Genomic DNA, 25,564 nt, shown 5'->3' on the forward strand with positions numbered 1-25,564 from the left:
GCGCTGGCGGTAAGATGCAAAGTCCGGTTATGCAAAGTTCTCTTGCGTAAAAAGCATAAAGTCGACTTTGCCCGACTGATAGGTTTCCGGTTGCCCCCCTTCTTCCAGATGACGCAGCATCAGCGTCAGGGCCAGTTGCGCATGACGTAGGGTGTTTTGATCGAGGGTCAGTGTCAGTACCTGCTTCTCCAGCAACTGCCGCGTGGTGTGGTATAGCTCATGGGTGACGTACACCACCTTGCCGCCCAGGCGGTGGCGCGCCAGCGCTTCATGGATCTGGGTATTGCCCAGCCCGGTGTTATACAGGCCGACTATCTGCTTTGAACCGGCCAGCGCTTTTTCCAACAGGCGGCTGATGCGCTCACGTTCATCCTGTCCGGCAAGGATCGCGTTAAGGCGCAGCTGTGGAAAACGCTCCGCCAGCACCGCCTGAAAACCTTCGATGCGTTGACGATGGGCGCTGTAGTCGGCGCGGCCACTCACCAGCACCACTTCACCGGGGTGTGACAACATGCTGCCCAGCATCAGCCCGGCGGTGCGTCCGGCTTTGTATTGATCGATACCGACATGACACAGGCGTGCAGCACCGGGCAGATCGGTCACCAGTGTAATCACCGGCACACCACGCGCCTTACAGGCCTCCAGCGCCTGATAAATCAGCGGATTTTCATGGGCGAAGACAATCAGCGCATCCATTTTTTTGCTGCTGGCTGCAATGTGCGCCGCCAGTTTCTCCGGCGCATTTTCCGGAATCAGGGTGCGATGCAGTCGCAGACGGCGATAGCCGATTTGATCGGCGAGGGTGGCGAAGTCCTGCGCCAGTTGTTGAAAGAAGAAGGAGCCGTTGCCGCTCAGCAGCACTTCAATCTGCCATGAGTGGCGATGTTCTTCCGGCAAAATGCGTTTTAGCCCGGCATCACGCGCAATTTGCAGCACTTTTTTGGTCATCGCCGGTGAGACGCCACCCCGATCGTTCAGCACCCGATCCACGGTGGCTACGCCTACGCCCGCCCGTTTCGCCAGTTCCGCCAGCGTCATTGCTTTCATCTGAGTGAATTCCATCAAAAACCGCGTTCAGCCAGCCTGCCAGAAGCGGCTATTTTGACAAGCACGCTACGTCTGAAATGTGAACAAACAGGAGCTTTATCATGCGGTCACCGCAACGTTTTGCCTTGATTGGTAGTGGTTTTATCGGCCAGGTCCATGCTGCGAACCTGGCGGCGCACCCTGGCGTGGAGCTGGCACTGGTCTGCGATATTGATGCATCACGCGCCGAAGCGGTGGCGCAGCGCTACGGCGCAAAAGCGGCCAGCGTGCAACAGGCGCTCGCCAGTGATGCGATTGACGGGGTGCTGATTGCCAGCGCCACGCCAACCCATGCGATACTGCTGGAACAGGCGGTGATGGCAGGCAAGGCGGTGTATTGCGAAAAGCCGATCGACCTGTCGCTGGCGCGCGCGCAGGAAGCCGTAGAGAACATCTCGCCAGTGCAGGTGCCGGTCACGGTGGGCTTTAACCGTCGTTTTGACCGCAGCCATCAACAACTGAAAGCGCAGTTGCAGCAAGGGGTGATTGGCCGTGCGGAATTGATCCAGATGGTCTGTCGAGCCTCTGAGCTGCCCCCGTTAAGTTATTTGCAGGCATCGGGTGGGCAGATGCGCGATCAGGCGATTCACTTCTTCGATCTGCTGCGTTGGTTGACTGATGACGAGGTGACCACCGTCGGGGCACTGGGGGCGGCGCTGGCGATGCCGGAAATCCGGGATTTTGATGTCGATACCTCGGTGCTGATCATGCGGATGCAGAGCGGCGCGCTGGCGCAGCTGGATAACACGCGGCGTACCGCTTATGGCTACGATGAACGCATCAGCGTGATGGGCAGTGAAGGGATGCTGGCATCCGAAAGCCAGTCGGTACGTGGCGCGACGCTGTATCAGGGGCAACGGATTAGCCAGCCAGGCCTGTATGCGGATTGGTTCAGCCGGGTACAGGAAACCTATTACACCCATCTGGATACGTTTTTGCGTCATATTGCCGGAGAGAAAGTCGAAGGGCTGCCCGGGTTGCTGGATGGCCTGCGTGCGCAGGCGATTGCCGAAGCGGCGCAGCTTTCGTTAACGCGGGGAGAGTTTGTTGAGGTGGGTTAGGTGCGTGTTGGTACCCTCACCCTAACCCTCTCCCGCAAGCGGGAGAGGGAACCGATCGAGCATATGGCACATCTCCCTCTCCCTTATGGGAGAGGGCCGGGGTGAGGGTAACAAAGCGCACCTAACTTAAAGCAATTCGCGCTCAATCAGCTCGCGGGTTTCCACCGCCTGATACTTCATCTTTTCGGGATAGCCAAACAGAGCGGCTGAAATAATCGACTCGCCGCCAACCTTGAAGGTGCGTTTGGCAAAATTCATCTCACGTAACGCTTCGAACAACGCATCGAAATTGACCTCACCTTCCCCCACGCCGACATGCTGGTGGATAGTGGCATCCACGCCCGGCGGGTTGACGATATAGCGACAATGCTTGGTATGGTTCATGGTGTCGGCAATCAGCATATGCGACAGGTCGTCACCGGCATAGTGCAGCATGCTTTTCACATCGCCTTTGCCTTTGTCGTAGAAAAAGGTATGTGGCGCGCTGTAGATATACTTCACGTTATCGCTACGGAAGGATTTCACGATATCGGCGGTTTCGTTGCTTTCCTCGCAGAAATCCCACGGGTGAGCCTGGATTTCCACGCGAATACCTTCACGTTCGATAATCGGCAGCAACTCCTCCATGGAACGGTAGAACATCTCTTCGCAAATCTCTGGCTCGTTTGGATTGCCGGACAGCTCGGTGTTGATGACCGGCACCCCCATTTCCACGGCGATTTCGATCATCCGCTTCCAGTTCTTTACCGCTGCCTGGCGGCGCGCTTCATCCGGGCCAGACCAGCGATAGACCACGATAAATGAAGAGATTTCCACCCCGGTAGAACGCAGCGCGTTCTTATATTCGGTCATGATTTCGCGGCTGGCTTTCGGGTGTTTATAAAACGGGTTAATTTGTGGATGGGGCGACTGTTCGATGTATTTGTAGCCCCATTCCGCCACCTGATGCACCATGCGGGTGATACCCAGGTCGCGGATGACATCCACGTCAAAAGCGATTTTCATTGTTTTCTCCTGCGCGTTAAGCCGGTCGCTCTTCATTGAACACGACACCGATCTGGCGTCTCACCTCATCCATCGCGTTGAGCGTTGCCAGAGAGGCGGCAAACGGACGCACCGGTGAGTCAGACAGCCCCTGATGAATACACCAGGCGGTATGTTCGATTTCATGACACAGCTGGATATAGCGATTGTTAGGTTCTTCCCAGCGCAGCGTGTGGCGGCCATCACTGGAAGTCAGACGGAAATTACCCGGTGTGTAAAACTGGCCGTCGAGATACAGGGTGGCATCTCGACCGGCGATCACCGCCGTACCTGGCGTGTTACTGAATAAGGTGGTGTTAAGCACCGCATGCATGCCCTGCGGATGGGTCAGTAACATTGATGTCTGGCCGTTAACGCCGCCTGGCGCGGGCTGGCCTCGCGCAACGATACTGTCCGGCGCACCGCTGACCAAGACGCTGAAGCTGATCAGATAGCTGCCCAGATCCAGCATCGGTCCGCCGGCGAGATCGGCGTTAAAAATGCGGTGATCCTGAGTGAAATACTCGCCATGATCGGCAATCAGGGTATTAACGTCCCCGAACGCACCGTCGGCCAGTAGCTGACGAATCACATCATATTTTGGCGCATAGTCACACCACATGGCTTCGAGGCACAGACGGTGTTGCTGTTGCGCTTCCTGTTGCAGCTGTAATGCCTGCTGCGCGTTGAGCGCCAGCGGCTTCTCAATCAACACATGCTTACCGGCTTTGAGGGCATGCAGGCCGTCCGGGAAATGGTGGTTGTGCGGCGTGGCGATATACACCACATCAATATCATCACGGCCCAGCAATACATCAATGCCTTCACAGGCATGGGGAATCTCCCATTTGCGGGCAAATGCCTGCGCTTTCTCCAGGCTGCGCGATGACACCGCCACCAGTTGCTGCTGTGTGTGGTGGCGCAGCGCATTGGCAAAGTGGTCGGCTATCCAGCCAGGACCGACAATACCCCAGCGCAGGGCGGGAATCTGGTTTACAGGGTGACGACGGGGTACAGGTAAGGTTGAGGGGAACATATCATCTCCATTGTTCTTCGCTACGTAACACACCGGGCGACCAGGCAGATCGTCAACCACTATAGAAAGGCGCAGCAGGTCGCTCTAATGCTTTGCTGATGCAAATCCATCAACCTCACCGCAGGCGTCGTCGGGAAGAATAATTATCAAACATTTGTTCCGTAATGTAGGGGTTTTAAGAATATTCATTTCGTTTTTGCGATAACGATCAAATTTATGAGAGATTCTCTATCAGACATTGCGATTTGATGACGATTCTCTGCGCGAACTGTTCGCACTTTGGCTGCGCTTCAGGCATTATTTTTTGATAATTTTCTATCATGGATATCTTGCATGAGTAAAATCACCATGAATGCCATTGCCGCCGCCGCAGGTGTCGGGGTGGCTACGGTCGATCGCGTGCTTAACCGTCGTGCGCCGGTGCGTGCCGCCACCGAGAAAAAGGTGCTGGAAGCAGCCAGCCGTCTGGGCTATCGCGCTGACCTGATGCCATTACTGAGCAGTCGTGCTTTAGCGCCTGCGGTTGTGCTGCGCATGGGGTTTATTCTGCTGGCAAAAAGTTATTCTTTTTATCAGTCGCTTACCGACGCATTGCGTGAACAGACACAACCGCTGCATCCCGCAGGCAGCGAAGCACAGTTTTGCTGGCACGATATTGATGATGTGGATGCGGTAGTGGCTTCGCTGCATACGCTGGCGCAGCAGGTTGATGTCATCGGGCTGGTGGCGCTTGATCATCCGTTGATTCGTCGCGCAATTGAAACGGTGTCGCGCCAGGGCGTGCGGGTGTATGCGCTCTTTTCCAATTTCTCCCCCTGTGGTCATGCGGGTTATTTCGGGCTGGATAACCAAAAGGCCGGCCGTACCGCAGGCTGGATGGCGACGCACCTGTTGCACCAGCCGGGACCGGTCGGGGTGCTGGTGGGTGACCACCGTTTTACCTGTCAGGAGAGCTGCGAAATCAGCTTTCGCTCTTACCTGCGTGAGCAGGACAACGCACGTCAGGTGCTGGAACCGCTCAAGACCCATGAATCGATTGACGGAGGTTATCTGGCAACGCGTCGTTTGCTGGAGGAACATGCGGATCTGGCGCTGATTTTCGCGCCGTGCGGCGGGATTGAAGGGGTGATTCGTGCGCTGCGCGAGCAGCCGCAACGTCGCGTGGCGCTGATTTGCCACGGCCCGGTCAGTGATGGCGATCTGGCGTTGATTGATGGCACCATCACGGTGATGCTGCGCCATCGTATTGAGGATCTGGCGACCACCCTGGTGCAGACCCTGCAACAACCTCAGGCGGAGGGCAGCGAGCATTTCATGCAGGTAACGCTGCCGTTTGATATTGTGACGCGGGAGAATCTGTAACTTATTTTGATAGATAATCTATCATTTAAATGATAATAAATAACTTGATCGCTATCAAAAAATGAAAGTTTCATGCTTGTCTGGTTTGAAATTTTCATTTGATACTTGCTGCATCAATCACAGCAAGGAACGATCATGACTATCCATATCGCCAATGCGCCCTGTAGCTGGGGCGTCGATGATCCGAAGAATCCTTTCCTGCCACCGTGGCAAAAAGTCCTGAGTGAAGCGGCACAGGCGGGATATCGCAGTATTGAATTGGGGCCGTGGAGCTATCTGCCAGTCGAGGCCAGTGAGCTACGCCAGCAACTGGAGCATTACGGATTGTCGCTGGTGGCTGGCACCCTTTTCGACGATCTGGTCAGCGCCGCCAATTTCCCGGCCATGGTGGAACTGACCCATAATATCTGCCGCAATCTCTCGCTGGTGCCGACGGCGGAGAAAACTCATGCGGAAAACGCACCGGCCCCCTATCTGGTGATTATCGATTTCGGCAATCCGCAGCGGGCGCAATATGCCGGTCAGTCGGACAAAGCACCCCGCCTGTCTGCTGACGACTGGCAACGCATGATGCAGCACATCACCACCTTAAGTGAGATCGCCTGGCACGAATACGGCGTCCGTGCGGTGATCCATCCCCATGCCGGGGGTTGCATTGAATTCGCCGATGAACTGGAACAGCTGGTGCAGGATATCCCGCACGAGGTGGCCGGTTTATGCCTCGATACCGGTCACCTGTACTACTCCGGCATGGACCCCATTCCTTACCTCAATCGCTATTGGAATCGCATCGATTACCTGCACTTCAAAGACATTAACGAGGCGGTATGGCGCGATGTGATCGCGCGTGGCGTTGACTTCTTCGCCGCCTGTGCCGAAGGGGTGATGTGCCCGATAGGGCAAGGGGCGATTGACTATCCGGCAGTGCGCGCTTTCCTCGCGGAACGTGGCTATCAGGGCTGGATCACCATCGAGCAGGAACGCGACCCGCGCCATGCTGACACCAGCCTGCGCGATGTCACTGCCAGCCTGCACTATCTGCAATCGGTCGGATTCTGAGGACAACATCATGATTAACGGTACTAAAGCTCTTGATCGTTCACTGCGCTGGGGTATGGTCGGCGGCGGTGGCACCAGCCAGATTGGTTACATTCACCGTTCTGCCGCGCTGCGCGATGGCAATTTTGTTTTGCAGGCCGGGGCATTTGATATCGACGCCGCACGTGGCCGGGCCTTTGGCACCGCGCTTGGGGTGGCGGCAGACCGCTGTTATCCCGACTACGAGACGATGTTTGCCGCCGAAGCGGCGCGCGCTGACGGTATTGAAGCGGTTTCTATCGCCACCCCGAACAACACCCACTTTGCCATCTGCCGGGCGGCGCTGCATGCCGGGCTGCATGTGGTGTGTGAAAAGCCGCTGTGCTTCACCGCCGCCGAAGCCGACGAACTGGAAAAGCTCTGCGCCGAGAAGAAAAAAATCATTGGTGTGACCTATGGCTATGCCGGGCATCAGCTAATTCACCAGGCGCGCGAGATGATCGCCGAGGGGCTGCTGGGGGAGATTCGCATCATCAATATGCAGTTTGCCCACGGGTTCCATAACGAGGCCGTGGAGCTGCAAAATGCCAGCACCAAATGGCGCGTCGACCCACGCTTTGTCGGCCCCAGCTATGTACTGGGTGACCTGGCGACGCACCCGCTGTTTATCGCGGAAACCATGGTGCCGAAGCTGAACGTTAAACGTCTGCTGTGCAGCCGCCAGAGCTTTGTCAAAAGCCGTGCACCGCTGGAAGATAACGCCTTTGTGATGATGGAGTATGACAACGGTGCCGTGGGCACCATGTGGGCGTCGGCGGTGAACTGCGGCTCAATGCACGGCCAGAAGGTGCGTGTGATTGGCGAGAAGGCCAGCCTGGAGTGGTGGGATGAACAACCGAACCAACTACGTTATGAAGTGCAGGGAGAGCCGGTACAAATTCTGGAACGTGGTATGGGGTATTTGTATGGTCGCGCCTTAGAGGAGGATCGCATTGGTGGCGGGCACCCGGAAGGGCTGTTTGAAGCCTGGTCGAATCTCTATCGCCGTTTTGCGCTGGCGATGGATGCGACCGACCGCGATGACCAGGCTTTCCTGAGTGACTTCTGGTATCCCGACGTGCATGCCGGGTTGATGGGGGTGCGTTGGGTGGAGCGGTGTGTACAGTCGGCGGATGCTGGCGCGGTGTGGGTGGATTGCTGATTTTCGGTAGCGGCGCGATTTATCGCGCCTTTTCAATCAATGTGAACGCAGATCGCTTAAGAAGCGTTGCGCGCGCGGGTGTTGCGGCTGGGTGAAGAACTTCTCCGGTGTGGCCTTCTCCAGAATCTGTCCCTGATCCATAAACCAGATGGTATCTGCGACTTCACGGGCAAAGTTCATCTCGTGGGTGACACACATCATCGTCATCCCTTCTTGGGCGAGGCCGCGCATCACCGATAACACTTCGCCCACCATTTCGGGATCGAGTGCGGAGGTCGGTTCATCAAACAGCATCACCGGCGGCTTCATGGCCAGCGCACGGGCAATCGCCACGCGTTGTTGCTGACCGCCGGAGAGCTGTGCCGGATAAGCATCTGCCTTATGCGACAGTCCTACGCGTTCCAGCAGTTCACCTGCCTGCTGTCGTGCTTCTGCACGCTTCACGCCCAGCACTTTCATTGGTGACATCATAATGTTCTCGGCCACCGAGACGTGGGGGAACAGGTTGAAGCTCTGGAACACAAAACCAATGCGTGTACGCAACTGATTCAGGCGCGTGCTGCTGCCGTGGATATCGATACCGTCAAACACAATCTGGCCGCCCTCAATCGGCTCCAGGCGGTTTACGGTGCGGATCAGGGTCGATTTACCGGAACCAGAGGGGCCACAGACCACCACCACTTCGCCGGGATTGATTTCGGCACTCAGGTCAGTCAGCGCCTGATACGCGCCGTACCATTTGTTGACCTGATTAAACAGAATCATCGGTCTCATAGCGGTTCCTTATTGCGATTGGGTTTTAGTCATCATCACCGCGGGTGCCGCAGCGGGCGTCTCCACGGGTGGCTGACGACGTTTCTGCGCAAGTCGCGCTTCGAGTTGGTTGGCGAGCCATGTCAGGCTGAAGCAGATGATGTAGTAGCTCAGCGCCACGATGGCGAACACCTGGAAAGGTTTAGTCAGTAACTGGTTGCTCACCTGGTTGGCCGCAAAAGTCAGCTCCGGCACGTTAATCACGTAACCAAGGGTGCTGTCTTTGATGATGGAAACCAGCTGACTCACCAGGCTTGGCAGAGTGTTAAACAGTGCCTGCGGCAGGATCACCAGACGTAAGGTTTTGATGTGTCCCATGCCCAATGCGCGGGCCGCTTCGTACTGGCCGTGCGGCAATGCCTGAATGCCGCCACGCACGATCTCAGCGATATAGGCGCTCTCATAGATCACCAGCGTACACAGCATGGTGGAGAAACCGCTGATATTGTGACCAATCAACAGCGGCACGCAGAAGTAGGTCCAGAACACCACCATCATCAGCGGGATACCGCGCAGCAGATAGACCCAGCAGGTGGCGGGCCAGCTCAGCCAGCGCCAGGGCGACAGACGCGCCAGGCCCAACAATATCCCCACCGGAAAGGCAAACAGTACCGCCAGCAGTGAGATCAGCAAGGTGCAGAGCACCCCGCCCAGCGGCCCATTCGGGTACTGGCCCATTAACAGCAGCATGCCGTTGTCATGCAAAATGGTGAACATCTCAAACATCGCCATTACCTCGCATAGACGCGCTGAAAGCGGCGGGCCAGCAGCGCGCCAAGGCCCATCAGCATCAGGGAGAAGAACAGATAGCCAACGGTTGCCACAAAATAGGACTCGAAGGTGCGGAAGGTCTGGTTCTCAATATCGCGGGTGACATAGGTCAGCTCCGCCACACCAATCACCATCGCCAGGCTGGTGTTTTTGAACAGCAGCACCGTATGGTTGATCAGCGCAGGCAGCGCGTTACGAATGCCTTGCGGCAGGATCACCGACCACATGGCGCGGACATAACCCATGCCCAGCGCACGCGCCGCTTCGTTCTGCCCATCCGGGATGGCGCGCAGGCCGCTACGAATATCTTCCGAGAAATACGCTGCCTGACACAGCCCCAGCGCCACCAGTGAGAACAGAAATTCGGCGTTGAGGTCGTTAATCCACATTTGCAGCGCTTCCGGCAGCAACGTCGGAATGGCGAAATACCACATCATCAATTGAATCAACGTCGGGACATTGCGGTGATACGAGACATACGCCTTTACCAGTCCGACCGCGATGCGTTGATCGGTCAGGCGGATCACCACCAGCAGCATGGCGATGATCATCGCCATCAGCCAGGCACCCAACGCCAGTTCAAGAGTGACCACCGTTCCGTCAACGATCATCTGGCCGAAGTGGCCGGTTATCACACTGCTGAAATCGAGTGCCATAGTGTTACCTCGTTACTCGGCGCGGTCGCCCGGTCGCATGGTGGAAAGGCCGCCCGGCACCTGTAACGTCGGGGTGATTTCGATATTGCCGATATTCACGGCGACCGGCGCAGAGAGAGCAAACGCCACGCAGTCGGCGATATCTTTCGCCTGCGGCAGTTCAAAGCCATCGATAAAGCGACGGCGCGCCTCTTCGTGATCGCCGGAGACGTTGCCGAAAATATCGGTGGCAACGCGGCCCGGGCAGATCTCGGTGATACGCACACGTTTGCCATAGCAATCGACACGTAACTGGCGCGACAGGGCATGGACCCCTGCTTTGGTGGCGTGGTACACCGAGTTGCCGCCGAAGTTGTAGATCGCGGCGATAGAGGTGATGTTGAACACATGGCCACGATCGCGTGCCACCATGCCCGGTACCAGCAGACGGCACAGATGCAGCACGGCGCGCAGATTGACATCCACCTGGGTTTCAATCACGTTTTCGTCAGCATCCAGAATCGAACCCGGGTGCGACAGCCCGGCGTTGTTCACCAGGATGTCGATTTGCAAGTCCTGGCACAGCGCGGTCAGGGCGCTGAGATCGCTGACATCTACCGCGTGCGGGATGCAGCCGGTACGCTCGGCCAGTGCCGCCAGTTGCTCTTTACGGCGAGCCACGGCGTGAACGGTGATTCCTTCCTGGCACAGACGCTCAACAATGGCTTCACCCATCCCGGCGGATGCGCCGGTGACCAGTGCGGTTTTGTAATCTGAAAATGGCATTTGCCTCTCCTGTCATCGCCGGGCCTGTGGCAGCGGCGCGTTTCTGATCTTTTTCTGACTTTATGCAGTTATGTTCAATGGGGATAAGACATAAAAATTTTGAGGCAATAAGAGACCCTTATAACCGCAGTTATGCAAGGTTATCTTCATGAATTATCATTATTTCTTCATCGTACTCCACCGGCGAGCCATCGCGGATTACGACGGTTTTTACCGTGCCGTTCACCGGGCTGGTGACCGGTAAATAGAGTGGGCCAACCTGAACCAGTGCAAGCACCTCGTCGGGTTTGACAACCTGTCCGGGCTGGACAAAATCCTGCTGATTCAGCGGATGGCGCAACCGCAGCGTACCGGGCATGGGAGCGCCGATCGGGCGCGTGACGATCGGGCGATCGGGATCAGCGTGAGGCACGCAGGGAGGCACCGCGGCAAAGGTCATTTTTACCGACCAGGCTTTGCCGCCCAACGCAAGGTGGCTCAGCCCGGCGGTTTGCATTTTGCGCGCGACAGCACGCAGCGTCGGCAGCGGTATTGCGGTTTTTTCCATAGGATTCCCGTCAAAGAAAGCCCGCCGGAGCGGGCAGCTAACGCAATCAATCTAGCGCGTTCATCAGACGGGCAGTAAGAGGGTTTCGCTTTGCGGTAATAAGCGAGGCTTATCCCACCAGCGTCAGGGGATGGTTTTCCACGTTGCGGCGCGACATCAGTGACAACAGGATTGATTTCACGGCTTCTGCCGGTTGCGACAGGGGCAGGTGATCCGACATGCAGAACGACAGCGAGGCCTGCACGTCCGGCTCGACAATCTTCGCCATCCAGGAGTCTGAGGTTTTCAGCATCGCACGCGCGGCGGATTCCGGCATGATGGTGGCACCCAGACCGGCCGTCAGTGCGGCGTTGAGCGTGGTCTGTGATTCGATCTCGCATTTCACGCGATATTGCAGGTTGTTCTGTACAAAGGCATCGTCCAGCACCTTACGCATGATGTTGTAAATGCGTGGCAGGAACAGATCGTACTGCGCCACTTCTGCCAGCCGGATCTCTTTCATCGGTTTCGCCAGACTGAACGGACAGACGAAGCACAAATCTTCCTTCATCAGCGGCATAAAGCGCAGGCCGTGGATATTGCGATGGTCATAGATCACCGCCATATCCATGCGACCGTTCATGATCAGCTCACTTAACGTGGTGCCAAAGTTCTCATTGAAATAGAGCACAATGCCGGGATGTTGCTGCTGCACTTCCATCATCAGGGGTAGTGCAAGGTTTTGTGCCGCCGTGCCCGGTGCCAGACCGACAGAGACGCTGCCGCTGAGCGACGCACCGACACGATCAATCGCACTTTGCGCCTGTTCACACTGGCGCAAAATGGACTGGGCATGTGAATAGAGCGTTTTACCCGCTTCAGTGGGGGTGACGCCGCGCTTGGTGCGGATCAACAATTGCTGGTTTACTTCCCCTTCCAGCGTCGCCAGTTGCTGGCTCAGGGCGGGCTGGGCGATATGCAAAATATCGGCGGCCTGCGTCAGGCTGCCGACATCGACAATCTTGACGAAGTATTTAAGACGGCGAAGATTCATGGTCACTCCCTCCAACGGAACGCATATCAGCATCAAGCAAAGTTGATGCCAGAATAAGGTTTAGTGATTGAACTCAGGCAGGAGGGTACGGCGCACATGCCTCCTAAGGCTTTTGCTGAGTTGACTCTGTGCCTGCTCAACAAATGTTCAGACAGGATGTTTTGCACCATTTAGGTGCATTTTCCCATTAGCGTAACCAATGACTGACGGGAACAATGCGCCGTGAAGGCGCGTACAGTGGCTTGAAAGTAACAGTTTTTTAACATATCTAACGCGCGCGCTGCGTGACCCGCCGCGCATTTCCGGGCAATACGCTGAGTTTGCTGCAAAAGTGTGCTGCCGGTCCTGTCATCGTTTTGTGTTATATCACCACAACAAAGCACTATTAGCGGTGGCTGTGGGCGAAAACCTATGCTCAGAGAACTTTGCTGGCCGTGCGCGTTTTGGCGTGCCGCGCCGTTTCTGCTGACACTGAGATCAGGAAGTGTTCCCCATGCCCGAGATAGCCGATCGACTAAAGAATGTGACTGTTTCCGCCTCCGTCGCCATGACCCAAAAAGCACGCGATCTCGCGGCACAGGGCATTGATGTGGTGGCACTCTCTACCGGCGAACCCGATTTCCCCACGCCGGATCACGCCATTGAAGCGGCTTACGCGGCGGCGCGTGCGGGGGATACCCGTTATCCACCCACCGATGGCACGCCCGCGCTGCGTAAAGCGATCCAGCTAAAATTCAAACGTGATAACCAGCTCGATTATGACGTCAGCCAGATTCTCACGGCCGGTGGTGCCAAGCAGATCATCTTTAACGCCATTCTGGCGACCATCAATCCGGGCGACGAAGTCGTGATCCCGACGCCGTCGTGGATCAGCTACGCCGATATCGTGAAATTTGCCGGTGGGATTCCGGTGCCGCTGCCTTGTGCCCAGGAGAACGGTTTTAAACCACTCCCGGCGCAGCTGGAGGCGGCGATTACCGATAAAACCAAATGGCTGCTGCTTAACTACCCGAGTAACCCGACCGGTTCGGTGGCGAGCAAAGCAGAATTGCAGGCGCTGGGGGAGGTACTGCTGCGCCATCCGCAGGTGTGGATCATGACGGATGATATTTACGAACATCTGATTTATGACGACGTGCGTTTTTATACCCTGGCGCAGGTTGAGCCGCGTCTGTACGACCGTGTGCTGACGGTAAACGGCGTATCTAAAGCTTACTCGATGACCGGCTGGCGTCTCGGCTTCTGTGGCGGCCCGGCACCGCTGATTAAGGCGATGAGTAACGTCAACACTCAGAACAGCGGTGGGGTGACCACACTGACTCAGGCCGCCGCCGTCGCAGTGCTGGAAGGCCCACAGGATCTGTTGCAGGAACGGGCAGGTATTTACCGCGAACGCCGTGATTACGTGCTGGAGCGTCTGACTTCGATTGATGGTTTGCGCTGCCATAAACCACAGGGCGCGTTTTATCTGTTCGTCAATATCGCGGGTTATATCGGTAAAGTGAGCGCCGGTGGCCGTCAGATTAACAACGATGCGGATTTTGTGCTGGCGTTGATCGAGGAACAGCATGTGGTGACGGTGCAGGGCGCGGCTTACGGCATGAGTCCGTTTATCCGCCTGTCCTACGCCACCAGCATGGAACGTTTGCAGACTGGCTGTGATCGTATTGCGGCGTTTTGTGCCGGTTGCCGGTAGGGATTGCCCTCACCCTAACCCTCTCCCGCCAGCGGGAGAGGGGACCGACCGCGCAAATCTTACATAGAGTACTCTCTCCCTCTCCCGCTTGCGGGAGAGGGCCGGGGTGAGGGTATCAGGCCAGCACTTCCGCCGCCGGAGCCACCTGATGACCACTGGCTTCGATCTCGCTGCGCACGATGGTGGCGAGCGCCAGTGAACCAGGCGTATCGCTGTGCACCAGAATCGAACGGGCGCGTACCGCAATGTCTTCGCCTTCAAGCGTGGTAACGGTGCCGTGTTGCAGAAACTGGCGTACACGGGCGCGCAGCGCGCTTTCTTCTTTAATCACCGACCCGGCGATGCCGCGCGGCACCAGACGGCCCTGGGCATCGTAAGCGCGGTCGGCGAGGAACAGCGTCAGGGTTTTCAGTCCGGCGGCCTGCGCGGCGCGTTCAATGATGGTATCAGGCTGGGCGAAGATAATCAGTGAGCTATCAATGCGCGCCACCAGTGCCATCACCTGCTGCGCCAAGGCGGCGTCACGGTTGACGATATTACCCATCGCGGCGTGGAAGCTGAAGTGGACAACCCTGGTGCCCTCGGCGCGGGCAATGGCCATCAATGCGCCCAATTGATATGCCACCTGCTGGCAAATTTCGTCAGCGGAAAAAGGCAGTTCACGGCGACCAAACCCCTGACGATCCGGCAGACCCGGATGGGCACCAATCCCCACGCCATGCTGCTTCGCCAGCCGGACCATTCTGGTCATAATTGCCGGGTCGCCAGCATGAAAACCACAGGCGATATTGGCGGATGACACCACCTGCATCAGTGCGGCGTCATCACACAGCTGATAAACGCCGAAGCCTTCTCCCATATCGGAATTGACATCAATCTTCATCGTTTTGGTTCCTTGCCTGAGTTAAACGCCCACTGCCTTACGCATTGGCAGGCAGCTCAGACGCAGCCGGGTGAGCCAGCGCGCCACTTCTTGTTCGATGGCAATGGCTTCACGCGCATCACTTTTTACCAACTGAATAGATTGGCCGGGCAGCACCTGACCGAGCCGCCACAGATCTTGTTCGATCACGCCGGCGATCTTGGGATAGCCACCTGCGGTATTGGCATCGCTCAACTGGATAATCGGCTCACCGGCAGGAGGCACCTGCACAATGCCAGGGATCAGACCATAGGATCGCATCTCCACCGTTTGGGACGGAAAGATCGGATCGCCTGCCAGCCGGTAGCCGGTGCGGTTGCTTTGGTTGGAAACTTGCCAGGATTGCTGCCAGAAACGCGCGGCGTCGGCAGCAAACAAGGGGTACTCGCCGGAGGGAATCGCACGTAGCTGGATCTCGCCAGCGCTATTGCGCGGGAACCACGCCCCCAACGCACTTTCCGGCGGTTCGATACCGATGCCCGCCAGCGGTAATGCCGGGCCTGTTGGCGCGCCGAGGGGTAACTGATCGCCACGCTGCAATGCCCGACCATGATGACCACCGAAGGCACCACGTAACGCGGTGCTGCGTGAATCCAGTACCACCGGCACATTGATCCCACCGGCAATACACAGATAACCACGAGCGCCGCTACGCGGGTAGCGCATTTCCAGCACCTGACCGGCGCGCACGCCGCAGCCCCACCAGGGCGGCAGCGGGCTGCCATCGAGCGTGGCGCGGCAGTCAGCGCCGGTCACGGCGATACTGGTATCCTGCAAAAAACGCACGCGAAACGGAAACAGCTGTACTTCAATCGCTGCGGCATTTTCTTCGTTGCCGAGCAGCACGTTACCCGCCCGTAGCGCCAGCGGGTCCATTACGCCGCTCACCGACACACCCATATGACGGTAATTAAAACGGCCTAAGTCCTGCACCGTATTGAGCGCACCGCTCTGTTCAATTTCAATCACAGCTCAATCCTCTGCGGCAGAAAGCGAATGCGATCGCCGGGTGCCATCAGCGCCGGGGAATCGGCCAGCGGATCAAACACCTCCAGCTCGGCATAACCGATGGCGTTCCAGCCATTGGGACCGGTCAGCGCCGAGACGCCTGCCTGTGCCCCACCAATGGTGACGGTGCCTTTCAGCATGCTGAGCGACGGCACTTTTTTGCGCGGCGTTGCCAGTTGCGGGTCCAGGCCATGCAGATAACCAAAACCTGGCGCACTGCCGAGGGCGAACACCGTGTATTCGCTTTGATGGTGGCGGCGCACCACTTCGCGCGCACTGAAACCGGTATGGCGGCAAACTGCATCAAGATCGATAGCGTGTTCGCCACCGTAATCCACGGGGATCTCGATCAATTTTCCCTGGGGGTGGATGGCCTGCGCCTGCTCCCAGGCAGCATGGAGTCGGGCGCGTACCACTGACTCATCGGGCGGAATCTGGCGGAACAGTACCAGCAGATTGGTGACGCCCGGGATCAGGGATTCAACGTCATCGCAGCTGGCGAGCAACCGTGCCAGCGACCAGACGCGACGTTGTGAGGGCAAATCAAATCCGCCCGGTGCTTCCACCAGCCAGGCACGTGCGCCAATGGTGGAGAGGGTAATCGTGGAGGAGCAAGCCAGCGCGGGGGCGCTGGCGGGCTGGATATCAAAGGGCGACATCACGGGCATGGTTATTCCAGCGGTTCAAATTTCAGACTGGAGAGCGGCTGAACGCGCTCCTCACGCACCATTTTGTATTCGGTCTTCGGCCCAATCCAGGTATCCCAGATTTTGTCGATGGTGCCATCATCGTCCATCGCTTTCAGACCGCTGTTGACGCTGGTCAGCAGTGCCGGTTCGTCACGCTTCATGCCGACACCAATCGGTTCCAGCGCCATCGGTTCTTTGATCATTGCGAGGTCGATACCGTCTTTTTTCGCCTGGGTGATCATCTTGATACCGGTCATGGTGTTGGTAACAAAGCCCAATGCTTTGTTCTGTTCCACGGCGAGGAAGGCAGAGGCGGTGTCCTGGAAAGTCACGGCACGTGCGCCTTTCAGATGGATTGACTGTTCGGAGGTGGTGCCTTTAGTGGCGCTGATGCGTTTGCCTTTGAAGTAGCTCAGCGGCTTGTCAGCCAGTGGCGCTTTTACCAGCAGCATCTCTTTGGCGACATAATACGGGTCGCTGAACTGGATCTGGCTGCCACGGGTTTTGGTGTAGGCAAGGTTAGCGATCAGCACATCGGCACGGCCAGTGGCGATCACCGCGATACGCGCTTCCACGGAAGTCGGCACCAGAGTGACTTTGACACCCATCTGTTTGGCCAGCGCGTTGCACAGGTCAACGTCCATACCCGCCAACTGACGAGTTTGCGGATCCGGCGAGGAGAACGGCGGCACATCAGAATAGACCGCGCACTTGAGTTCTCCGCTCGACTTAATGTTTGCCATCAGGTCAGCATGGGCGGAAGAGATAGCCAGCAGCGGCAGCAGCGCCAGCCCGATGGTGGTACGTCTTTTCATGGTCATGTGATTCCCCTCGGTAATCCGTCAATATTCGCTTTTCCTGGACTATATCGGCTTTGTTTTGCGGCGAATAAGAGGGAAACCCTGTCGCGCGATAGCGAAATGCTATGACGGCGGACGATAAGTTATTGCTATTCAGGCAGAGCAAAATAGTGTTATCGCGGCCCCCTGTCTCTCCATAAGGTATGCGCGTTGTCCTCTCGGCAATCAAGCCGGTTGCGAGTGGTAGAGAGAGAATAGGGTCAAAGCAATGAATGCCAGATTAGGCGTAGTACTGAAAATAATGGCAGCGCTGTGTTCAACGCTGATGTTGGCGTGTGTGAAAGGGCTGAATGGCACCATTCCCACCGGGGAAGTGATTTTTTTCCGCAGTTTTGTCGCGCTGTTTCCCCTGCTGATATGGTTGAAAATTCAGGGCAACGTGCTGGAGAGCCTGAAAACCCGTAATTTATTCGGGCATCTGATTCGCGGCTTTTCCGGCACTGGCGGCATGTACTTTAACTATCTGGCGCTGGTGTATATCTCGCTGGCCGATGCCACCGCACTCAGTTACGCCGCGCCGCTGTTTACCGTCATCATGGCGGCGGTGCTGCTGAAAGAGCGGGTCAGAGCGTCGCGCTGGCTGGCAGTGGTCGTCGGCCTGTCCGGTATTTTGATCATGCTATCGTCCAAACTGACGCTGTTCTCCGCCAGCGCGGCCCATGCCAGTGCAGGGATCGGCGTGCTGTGCGCCCTGGTGGCGGCCATCTGTACTGCCACTTCCAATGTGCAAATTCGTTTTCTCAACGGCATCGAAAAACCCGGTGCCATTGTGTTCTATTTTTCGCTGATGACCACGGTGATCGGTCTTGCCACCCTGGTGTTTGGCTGGGCGATGCCCAGCGGCACCCAACTGTTGCTGTTGCTTGGCTGCGGGTTGTTTGGCGGTCTGGCACAGATTCTGGTCACGCTCAGCCTGCGTTATGCCGATGCGTCCCTGCTGGCCCCGTTTGATTACACCACGCTGGTATGGTCGATGGTGATAGGTTATCTGTTCCTGAATAGCTTGCCTGGTCCCACCACGCTGTTTGGCGCATCGATTGTGGCGCTGGCCGGGATTTTTGCCGTGTGGCGGGAACAGCGGCAGCGGAAGTTGGCTCTGGTGTAAAAACGCGTGATAAATCGCAGCGCGATTTATCACGCAACTGCGCTTAACGATACATATCGTCAATAATCTCCACCTGCTTGTTACGTAGCGTCTCATCCAGCCAGCCGCGCGCCAGTGAGCCGGTTTTCGCCAGCTCGAAGTTACGTTCATCCACCTGTAAATACGCCAGCGCATCTTCCAGGATACGTGCGGCATCCTGACGTGGGATCACGATGACCCCATCTGCATCGCCGAGGATGATATCGCCCGGGGAGACATGGATCTTGCCGCAGGCGATCGGCACGTTGATCTCACCCGGACCGTCTTTAAATGGCCCGCCCGGTGTCACCCCGGCCGCGTAGATCGGGAAATCCATGCGTGATAATCCATCGATGTCACGCACTGGGCCATCCAGCACAATCCCTTCCATACCACGCTGTTTTGCATACGTTGCCATCACCTCGCCCATCAGTGACTGGCTGCGATCCCCTTCGTTCGACAAAATAATCACATCGTTGCGCCCGGCGATATCCAGCGCTTTGTGCAGCATCAGGTTGTCACCCGAACGGGCTTTCACCGTCACGGCCAGGCCACACATGATCGGTTGCTGCGGCGCGGTTTTCAGGCTGATCTCCGCTGACAGGGCGGGCAGACGGCTCATGCAGTCTGCGACCACCGCCGCTGGCAGGGTGCGGAAGGTTTCCAGCAACGGTTCGGCATCATTCGGACGACGTAAATAAATGCGGTTTCCTGCGGTCATGTTGTCTCCTTTCAGGGTTTGCCTGAGTTAAGCGGGGTAAGATCCTGGGTGGCACGTTCTTCACGAGTGAACGCGCCAGCAAGTGGGGTGCCATCAACGGTGTCGTAGTGGCGCAGCGCCTGCGGTTTCAGCCAGCGCTGCACGCGTGACGGCATATCAAAGCCAATCAACAACATCACCACGAAGGTCAGGCCAAACGACAGGCCGCCGAGCGCGCTGCCCAGCGAGGCGTGCTGGGCGATCAGCGCTCCCAGCACCGGCGCGAGTGCGCCGCCGAGCGAGCCGATGTTGTAGATAAAACTGAGGTTGGCCGCGCGCTGTTCGGTATCGAAATAGCCGCTGATCATCTTCGCCAGTAGGCCGCCGACACCCTGGCTGAACAGCTGTTGCAGGAAGATCAGCAGGCACAGCAGCCAGACGCTGGAGCCGTTGAGCATAAATACCGGGATGATGATCATCTGGGCGATCAGCAGGCTCAGCACATAAGTTTTGCGGGTGCCGATGCGATCGGCGGCGATCCCCGCCACACAGCAGCCGAGGCCCATGCCGAAGCGGCTAAAGGAGAACACCAGCGCGACCACTTCCGGCGAGTAATGCAGCTCGGTTTTCAGATAAGTGGGCAGCAGCGCGTGGATCGGCCAGCCATAAAGAAATACACAGACGATGGTGACGGTCAGCATCAGGCTGGTGGGCCAGCGTTCACCGCCGCTCTGGACCAGAAACCGGATGAAAATCGCTGCAATGATCACGGCCAGCACGCCGGTCACCATGCCCGAGGTTTGGTGATCAAAGCAGAAGTAGAGTGCGACGGCGGCCAGCAGACCGAGTAACAGGTTCAGGGTATTGCGCACCCGGTTCGGCCCACGAAACAGCGTATCGATCATGGTTTCCGCCGGTTTGGCCGCTTTGGCTTTGGCCGCTGCCCACTCTTCGGCTTCAGGAATGGCGCGACGCAGCCACAGGGCATAAAACACCGGGATAATGCCGAGGTAAAACAGCGAGCGCCAACCCCACAGCGGAACCACCCAGCTATACGCCATCACTGACAAAATCGCCCCCGCAGAAAAACCGGAATTGAGGAAGGCGCTGGCTTTATTGCGCATATCTTTCGGCCAGGTTTCGATGGCATAGGCGGAACTGGTGCCGTATTCGCCAGCCATGCCAATCCCCACCAGCACGCGGGCAATAAACATCCAGGTATAATTGGGTGCGATACCGCAGGCGAATGTGCCACCGGCAAATAATATAATGCTGGTGATCATCGCACTTTTACGACCATATTTATCGCCCATGGCACCGAGCGCTAATCCACCAAACCAGCGTAAAATAAACGCCGCAGAAATTAATGCGGCCGCTTCCGCCGTGGTGACATTAAATTCCGCCATTATTTCCGTCAGCACTAACGTAATAATGACGAAGTCAAAGCCGTCCAGCATATAACCCATCCATGCGGCCCAGAAGGCTTTCCATTGCTGGCGATTCAGCCGTTTATACCAGGGTAGTAGCATCGTTTCTTCAGGCATGGCTGACTCCTGATGTTATTTATAGGGTAAGAGAAAATAAGGGGCGTGCAGGCACGTCCGGTTCAGGGTGTTTATTTTTCTGTTTGATGAAGCCTACCGGATAAATAGCGTGTTACGGATGTTGTGTTACGGCTAACGGTGGAGTGATCACGAAATAAAAATCAGAATTGATTTAACTCAATGATAAATAAATTTATTGAATTTTATTATGGGGGAATAAATTTATTGTATGGCGCTCTGTTATCATCAGTGAAAAGAAACGGAGCCGGGTCACATTTATCCCGATTTCAGCTTGCCGTGTGGTGCCAGGCATTTATGATGGAGCGGATTGTTACTGTGTTCCTCCACACAGGCAAAACCTGACAGCTCGCTTCGCGGGAGGTCAGGTTTTTTCGTTTTCAGGGTGCCAAATGAAGATTGCGAAAATACTTAATAATAATGTGGCCATCGTGCTGGGCGAGCAGGGCCAGGAACAGGTGGTAATGGGACGCGGGCTGGCGTTCAACAAACGTGTCGGCGATCCGCTGGATGCGCAGTTGATCGAAAAAGTGTTCGCATTGCAGAACCATACGCTGACCAGTCGCCTGAGCGAGTTGTTGTCGGAGATCCCGATCGAGGTGATCACCACCACCGAATTGATCATTGCGCGTGCCAGAGAACAACTGGGATCGAAACTGCACGAAAGCCTGTCGATCGCGCTGTGCGATCACTGCAACTTTGCCATTGAACGGCACCGGCAAAATTTGCCGATCCGCAATGTGTTGATCTGGGAGATCAAAACCCTCTATCCCAACGAGTATGCGTTGGGGCTGGAGGCGCTGGCGATCATTGAGAAACGCCTCGGTGAACGCCTGCCCGAGGATGAGGCCGGTTTTATCGCCATGCATCTGGTCAATGCCCAGCTTGACAGCGATATGTCGGATGTCGCGCATATCACGCGGTTTATGCAGGATATTTTGCAGATCGTGAAGTATCGCCTGCAACTGGATTACCGCGTTGAAAGCCTGAGTTACAACCGCTTTGTTAACCATCTGAAATTTTTCGCCCAACGTATGCTGGGCAAACGCGGTGTATGCAGTGAGGATGAGTCGCTTCATGATGTGGTGCGCGACAAATACCCGGAAGCGTATCAGTGCACCATCAAGGTGGATCAGCATATTCAGCAGAAATACCACTACGCCCTGTCGAATGAGGAACGGATGTTTCTCACCATCCATATCGAGCGGGTACGGAAAGAGACGCGGGCGTTGCAAATCGGGGACGATGAAGCCTGAAAACTGCCGGGCCAGTGCGGCCCGGCGGAAGGTTTATTTCAGTGAAGCACCGTGGCTGCCAATCACTTCCTGATACCAGAAGAAGCTTTTCTTACGTGAACGCGTCAGCGTACCGCTGCCGTTATCATCGCGATCAACATAGATAAAGCCGTAGCGTTTAGAGAACTCGGCTTTCGAGGCACTGACCAGATCGATCGGTCCCCAGCAGGTGTAACCCATCACTTCCACGCCGTCTTCAATCGCTTCACGCACCTGCACCAGATGGTCATTGAGATACTGGATACGATAGTCGTCGTTGATGCTGCCATCCGCTTCGACCTTGTCTTTCGCGCCAAGGCCGTTTTCCACGATAAACAGCGGTTTTTGATAGCGGTCGTACAGCAGATTCATCAGAATACGCAGGCCTTCCGGGTCGATTTGCCAACCCCAGTCGGAACTGGCGAGGTGCGGGTTCGGCACCATGGACAGAATATTGCCGCGCGCTTTCTGATTCTCTTCTTCATTGGTCGTGACGCAACCGGTCATGTAGTAGCTGAAGGAGATGTAATCGATGGTGTTTTGCAGGTCACGTTTGTCCTGATCGGTGATGTGGATCTGGATCTGGCGGTCGGCGAAGAAACGTTTCATATAGGCCGGGTAGTAGCCACGTACCTGTACATCACCGAAGAACAGCCATTCACGGTTTTGCTGCATGGTTTCCATCACATCCGCCGGACGGCAGCTCAGCGGATAGAGCAGTGCGCCGAGCAGCATATTGCCGATTTTGCCGTCCTTCACGATGTCATGACAGGCTTTGACCGCACGGCCACTGGCGACCAGTTGATGGTGGATGGCCTGATAAATCGCCTGCTGGTCGCTCTCTTCCGGCAGACCGACGCCGGTGAAGGGCGCGTGCAGTGACATATTGATTTCGTTGAAGGTCAGCCACAATTTCACCTTGTGCTGGAAGCGGGTGAAAACTGCGCGCGCGTAACGCTCGAAGCAGTCAATGGTGGTGCGACTACCCCAGCCGCCGTACTTTTTGATCAGCCCGTAAGGCATTTCATAGTGCGACAGCGTGACCAGCGGCTGAATGTTGTATTTCGCCATCTCGTCGAACAGGCGGTCGTAGAAAGCCAGACCTTCCTCGTTCGGCTCCGCTTCGTCGCCCTGTGGGAAAATACGCGTCCAGGCAATTGAGGTGCGCAGCACGGTGAAGCCCATCTCGGCGAACAGTTTGATGTCTTCCGGGAAGCGGTGGTAGAAATCAATCGCGGTGTCTTTGATACCGAAATCACCGGCGTGGCGTTCAACGCGATCGCCAAAAATGCCTTTCGGTTGCAGATCGGAGGTGGATAAGCCTTTGCCACCGGTCTGATACGCGCCTTCTACCTGGTTGGCGGCAACGGCACCGCCCCATAAAAATCCATCCGGGAAACGTAAGGTCATCTTGTAGCTCCTCAATTATTTCACCGCACTGAGCAACGGCGCACAGGCCGTTACCGTTGACGGTTGCAGGGATAAAACATCAATAAATTCATCGCTGTTGGTGACGACGACTGGCGTGGTGAGATCGTAACCTGCCGCCTGAATGGCGCTCAGATCGAACTCCAGCAGCAGATCACCCACTTGCACCACATCATCGACGGCGACATGCGGGGTGAAAAATTTTCCGTCCAGTTTGACGGTGTCGAGACCGACATGGATCAACACTTCCGCGCCGTCCTCGGCCGTTAGCCCAATGGCGTGATGGGTGCGAAACAGTGACGAGACCACACCCGCAATCGGCGACACCACACGGCCATTATCCGGCACAATGGCGACACCCTTGCCCAGCAAACCGCTGGCGAAGGTCTCATCTTTGATCGATTCCAGTTGCAGTACCTTGCCCGAGATCGGGCTAAACACGGTTTGCTTACGCACCGGTGACGCATCGGTTGTCGGGAGCGGGGCGCTTTCCACCACCGGCGCGGGCGCGGGCAGGCCAAACAGCCAGGTGGTGATGGTGGCGAACAGCAATGCGACGATAGCCCCAGCGAAAGACGCGTAGACGCTGGCATCAATGCCACTGGGGGGCACCACCTGAATAAAGGTGAAGATGCTGGGGAAGCCAAAGGAATAGATGGTGGTGTGCCAGAAACCGAGGATTGCCGCCCCCAGCGCGCCGCCGATGCAGCCAAAGATAAACGGGCGACGGTTGGGCAGGGTGATGCCGTACACCGCCGGTTCGGTGATGCCGAAAATGCTGGCGCTAAAGGCAGAACCGGCCATCGCCTTCACTTTAGCTTCATGGGTGCGCAGCATCACGCCAAGGGTGGCACCTGCCTGGCCGAGCACCGCAGGCATCAGCAGTGGCAACAGCGTATCGTGGCCGAAATTGGTGAGGTTATTCAACATAATCGGCACCAGTCCCCAGTGCAGACCGAAGATCACGCAAACCTGCCAGATGCCCCCCATCACCGCACCGGCCACGGTCGGGCTGAGGCTATAGATCCACAGATACCCTTCCGCCAGCATGCGGCTCAGCCAGGTGGCGGCCGGGCCGATGGCGAGGAAGGTCAGTGGCACGGTGATAATCAGGCACAGCAGCGGGGTGGTGAAATTGCGCACCGCGCCAGGGGAACGGGGATGGACGGTGCGTTCAACCAGGCTGGCTACCCACGAAGCAAAGATAATCGGTATCACCGATGAGCTGTAGTTAATGATCTCCAGCGGAATGCCGAAAAAGCGCAGACTCTCGCCCTGCTGCTGCTGTTCCAGCGCGGTGAGGATCAGCGGATGGACCAGCGCGGCGGCGATAGCCATACCGACAAAGGGGTTGCCGCCAAATTTTTTGCTGGCGCTGTAGCCGAGCAGGATCGGCAGGAAGTAAAACAGGCCATCGCTGGCGACAAACAGCAGTTTGTAGCTGCCGCTCTCCTGATGCAGGACGCCGAGAACCAGCGCCAGCGCCAGCAATCCTTTGATGATACCGGATGCGATCATGACGCCGATAAACGGGGTGAAGATGCCGGAAACCAGATCGATAAAACGCGCGAACAGCGTTTGTTTGGGTTCATCGGCACGATCGCTGCTGTCGTTTTCCAGCCCGTGACGGCTGGCTACTTGTTGATAGACCTCGCCAACGTGGTTGCCAATCACCACCTGATACTGGCCGCCGCTCTCCACCACCATGATGATGCCGGGATTATTCTTCAACGCGGCGGTCTGTGCCTTACCCGGCTGCTTGAGTTTAAAGCGTAAACGTGTGGCGCAGTGGATCACGCTAATGATGTTGGCTTTACCGCCGACACCTTCGACAATTTCGTCGGCCAGTTCCTGATATGGCATACCTACTCCCGCTGATAATCGCTGTTGTTCTCGGGTTGTCCCGGATT

The 25,564-nt window shown here is 56.7% G+C and carries 24 protein-coding genes; 7 read left to right on the forward strand and 17 right to left on the reverse strand.

Annotated features, from left to right (window positions below; genetic code table 11):
- Positions 1-27: 27 nt before the first annotated feature.
- On the reverse strand, positions 28-1,047 hold the full coding sequence (locus PAT9B_RS02010; RefSeq protein ID WP_013507582.1) for a LacI family DNA-binding transcriptional regulator: 1,020 nt from the start codon (positions 1,045-1,047) through the stop codon (positions 28-30).
- A 101-nt stretch (positions 1,048-1,148) separates the two neighbouring features.
- Here PAT9B_RS02010 and PAT9B_RS02015 point away from each other — a divergent pair, with 101 nt between their 5' ends.
- Positions 1,149-2,147, forward strand: a complete 999-nt coding sequence (locus tag PAT9B_RS02015; protein WP_013507583.1) for a Gfo/Idh/MocA family oxidoreductase — start codon at positions 1,149-1,151, stop codon at positions 2,145-2,147.
- A 126-nt stretch (positions 2,148-2,273) separates the two neighbouring features.
- Here PAT9B_RS02015 and PAT9B_RS02020 read toward each other — a convergent pair whose 3' ends face one another.
- Positions 2,274-3,152, reverse strand: a complete 879-nt coding sequence (locus tag PAT9B_RS02020; protein WP_013507584.1) for a sugar phosphate isomerase/epimerase family protein — start codon at positions 3,150-3,152, stop codon at positions 2,274-2,276.
- Between the two features lie 16 nt (positions 3,153-3,168).
- Positions 3,169-4,206: a Gfo/Idh/MocA family protein gene (locus PAT9B_RS02025; protein WP_013507585.1), complete on the reverse strand. Its 1,038-nt coding sequence runs from the start codon at positions 4,204-4,206 to the stop codon at positions 3,169-3,171.
- Positions 4,207-4,539: 333 nt separating this feature from the next.
- On the opposite strand from PAT9B_RS02025, the gene PAT9B_RS02030 reads away from it, so the two are divergent.
- The 3 genes from PAT9B_RS02030 (at position 4,540) to PAT9B_RS02040 (ending at position 7,807) form a co-directional block, all read left to right on the forward strand.
- Entirely contained in the window at positions 4,540-5,568 is a 1,029-nt protein-coding gene (locus PAT9B_RS02030; protein ID WP_013507586.1) for a LacI family DNA-binding transcriptional regulator, read from the forward strand.
- 135 nt (positions 5,569-5,703) lie between these two features.
- Positions 5,704-6,627 carry a TIM barrel protein gene (locus PAT9B_RS02035; protein ID WP_013507587.1) on the forward strand — a complete coding sequence of 308 codons (924 nt, stop codon included), beginning with the start codon at positions 5,704-5,706 and terminating at the stop codon, positions 6,625-6,627.
- 10 nt (positions 6,628-6,637) lie between these two features.
- Positions 6,638-7,807, forward strand: a complete 1,170-nt coding sequence (locus tag PAT9B_RS02040) for a Gfo/Idh/MocA family protein (protein WP_013507588.1) — start codon at positions 6,638-6,640, stop codon at positions 7,805-7,807.
- A 36-nt stretch (positions 7,808-7,843) separates the two neighbouring features.
- Here the strand turns inward: PAT9B_RS02040 and PAT9B_RS02045 are convergent, their stop codons facing one another.
- The 6 genes from PAT9B_RS02045 to nac form a co-directional block, all read right to left on the reverse strand.
- A complete protein-coding gene (locus PAT9B_RS02045; protein WP_013507589.1) occupies positions 7,844-8,581 on the reverse strand; it encodes an amino acid ABC transporter ATP-binding protein in 738 nt (245 codons plus the stop codon).
- Positions 8,582-8,590: 9 nt separating this feature from the next.
- Entirely contained in the window at positions 8,591-9,346 is a 756-nt protein-coding gene (locus PAT9B_RS02050; RefSeq protein WP_013507590.1) for an amino acid ABC transporter permease, read from the reverse strand.
- Between the two features lie 5 nt (positions 9,347-9,351).
- Positions 9,352-10,047: an amino acid ABC transporter permease gene (locus tag PAT9B_RS02055; RefSeq protein WP_013507591.1), complete on the reverse strand. Its 696-nt coding sequence runs from the start codon at positions 10,045-10,047 to the stop codon at positions 9,352-9,354.
- A 12-nt stretch (positions 10,048-10,059) separates the two neighbouring features.
- Complete coding sequence (locus tag PAT9B_RS02060; protein ID WP_013507592.1) at positions 10,060-10,812, reverse strand: SDR family oxidoreductase; 753 nt, start codon at positions 10,810-10,812, stop codon at positions 10,060-10,062.
- Between the two features lie 130 nt (positions 10,813-10,942).
- On the reverse strand, positions 10,943-11,359 hold the full coding sequence (locus tag PAT9B_RS02065; protein WP_013507593.1) for an acetyl-CoA carboxylase biotin carboxyl carrier protein subunit: 417 nt from the start codon (positions 11,357-11,359) through the stop codon (positions 10,943-10,945).
- A gap of 109 nt (positions 11,360-11,468) precedes the next feature.
- The gene (nac, locus tag PAT9B_RS02070) at positions 11,469-12,392 is read right to left on the reverse strand and encodes a nitrogen assimilation transcriptional regulator NAC (protein WP_013507594.1); all 924 of its coding nucleotides are present in this window, start codon (positions 12,390-12,392) and stop codon (positions 11,469-11,471) included.
- Between the two features lie 493 nt (positions 12,393-12,885).
- On the opposite strand from nac, the gene PAT9B_RS02075 reads away from it, so the two are divergent.
- Positions 12,886-14,088 carry a pyridoxal phosphate-dependent aminotransferase gene (locus PAT9B_RS02075; protein ID WP_013507595.1) on the forward strand — a complete coding sequence of 401 codons (1,203 nt, stop codon included), beginning with the start codon at positions 12,886-12,888 and terminating at the stop codon, positions 14,086-14,088.
- A 115-nt stretch (positions 14,089-14,203) separates the two neighbouring features.
- On the opposite strand, the gene PAT9B_RS02080 is transcribed toward PAT9B_RS02075, so the two are convergent.
- Genes PAT9B_RS02080 through PAT9B_RS02095 form a run of 4 tightly spaced genes read right to left on the reverse strand, consistent with a single transcriptional unit; the run spans position 14,204 to position 17,528 of the window.
- On the reverse strand, positions 14,204-14,971 hold the full coding sequence (locus PAT9B_RS02080) for a 5-oxoprolinase subunit PxpA (RefSeq protein WP_013507596.1): 768 nt from the start codon (positions 14,969-14,971) through the stop codon (positions 14,204-14,206).
- Between the two features lie 21 nt (positions 14,972-14,992).
- A complete protein-coding gene (locus PAT9B_RS02085) occupies positions 14,993-15,979 on the reverse strand; it encodes a biotin-dependent carboxyltransferase family protein (RefSeq protein WP_013507597.1) in 987 nt (328 codons plus the stop codon).
- Positions 15,976-16,677 (reverse strand): 5-oxoprolinase subunit PxpB, encoded by a 702-nt coding sequence (gene pxpB, locus PAT9B_RS02090; RefSeq protein WP_369700779.1) that lies wholly within the window; start codon positions 16,675-16,677, stop codon positions 15,976-15,978. The genes PAT9B_RS02085 and pxpB overlap by 4 nt, the downstream gene beginning before the upstream one ends.
- Positions 16,678-16,688: 11 nt before the next feature.
- On the reverse strand, positions 16,689-17,528 hold the full coding sequence (locus tag PAT9B_RS02095; protein WP_013507599.1) for a transporter substrate-binding domain-containing protein: 840 nt from the start codon (positions 17,526-17,528) through the stop codon (positions 16,689-16,691).
- Between the two features lie 247 nt (positions 17,529-17,775).
- Between PAT9B_RS02095 and PAT9B_RS02100 the strand changes: the two genes are divergently transcribed.
- Positions 17,776-18,672 (forward strand): DMT family transporter, encoded by an 897-nt coding sequence (locus tag PAT9B_RS02100; RefSeq protein ID WP_013507600.1) that lies wholly within the window; start codon positions 17,776-17,778, stop codon positions 18,670-18,672.
- Positions 18,673-18,715: 43 nt separating this feature from the next.
- Here the strand turns inward: PAT9B_RS02100 and PAT9B_RS02105 are convergent, their stop codons facing one another.
- Both PAT9B_RS02105 and PAT9B_RS02110 read right to left on the reverse strand, forming a co-directional pair.
- On the reverse strand, positions 18,716-19,411 hold the full coding sequence (locus tag PAT9B_RS02105; protein WP_013507601.1) for an RraA family protein: 696 nt from the start codon (positions 19,409-19,411) through the stop codon (positions 18,716-18,718).
- An 11-nt stretch (positions 19,412-19,422) separates the two neighbouring features.
- On the reverse strand, positions 19,423-20,934 hold the full coding sequence (locus PAT9B_RS02110; RefSeq protein WP_013507602.1) for a sialate:H+ symport family MFS transporter: 1,512 nt from the start codon (positions 20,932-20,934) through the stop codon (positions 19,423-19,425).
- A gap of 410 nt (positions 20,935-21,344) precedes the next feature.
- Here PAT9B_RS02110 and licT point away from each other — a divergent pair, with 410 nt between their 5' ends.
- Positions 21,345-22,208 carry a BglG family transcription antiterminator LicT gene (licT, locus tag PAT9B_RS02115; RefSeq protein WP_013507603.1) on the forward strand — a complete coding sequence of 288 codons (864 nt, stop codon included), beginning with the start codon at positions 21,345-21,347 and terminating at the stop codon, positions 22,206-22,208.
- Positions 22,209-22,241: 33 nt separating this feature from the next.
- On the opposite strand, the gene PAT9B_RS02120 is transcribed toward licT, so the two are convergent.
- Positions 22,242-23,636: a glycoside hydrolase family 1 protein gene (locus PAT9B_RS02120; RefSeq protein WP_013507604.1), complete on the reverse strand. Its 1,395-nt coding sequence runs from the start codon at positions 23,634-23,636 to the stop codon at positions 22,242-22,244.
- A 15-nt stretch (positions 23,637-23,651) separates the two neighbouring features.
- The gene (gene bglF, locus PAT9B_RS02125) at positions 23,652-25,517 is read right to left on the reverse strand and encodes a PTS beta-glucoside transporter subunit IIABC (RefSeq protein WP_013507605.1); all 1,866 of its coding nucleotides are present in this window, start codon (positions 25,515-25,517) and stop codon (positions 23,652-23,654) included.
- Between the last annotated feature and the right edge of the window lie 47 nt (positions 25,518-25,564).

It is taken from the genome of Pantoea sp. At-9b (assembly GCF_000175935.2).
Lineage (GTDB): Bacteria > Pseudomonadota > Gammaproteobacteria > Enterobacterales > Enterobacteriaceae > Pantoea.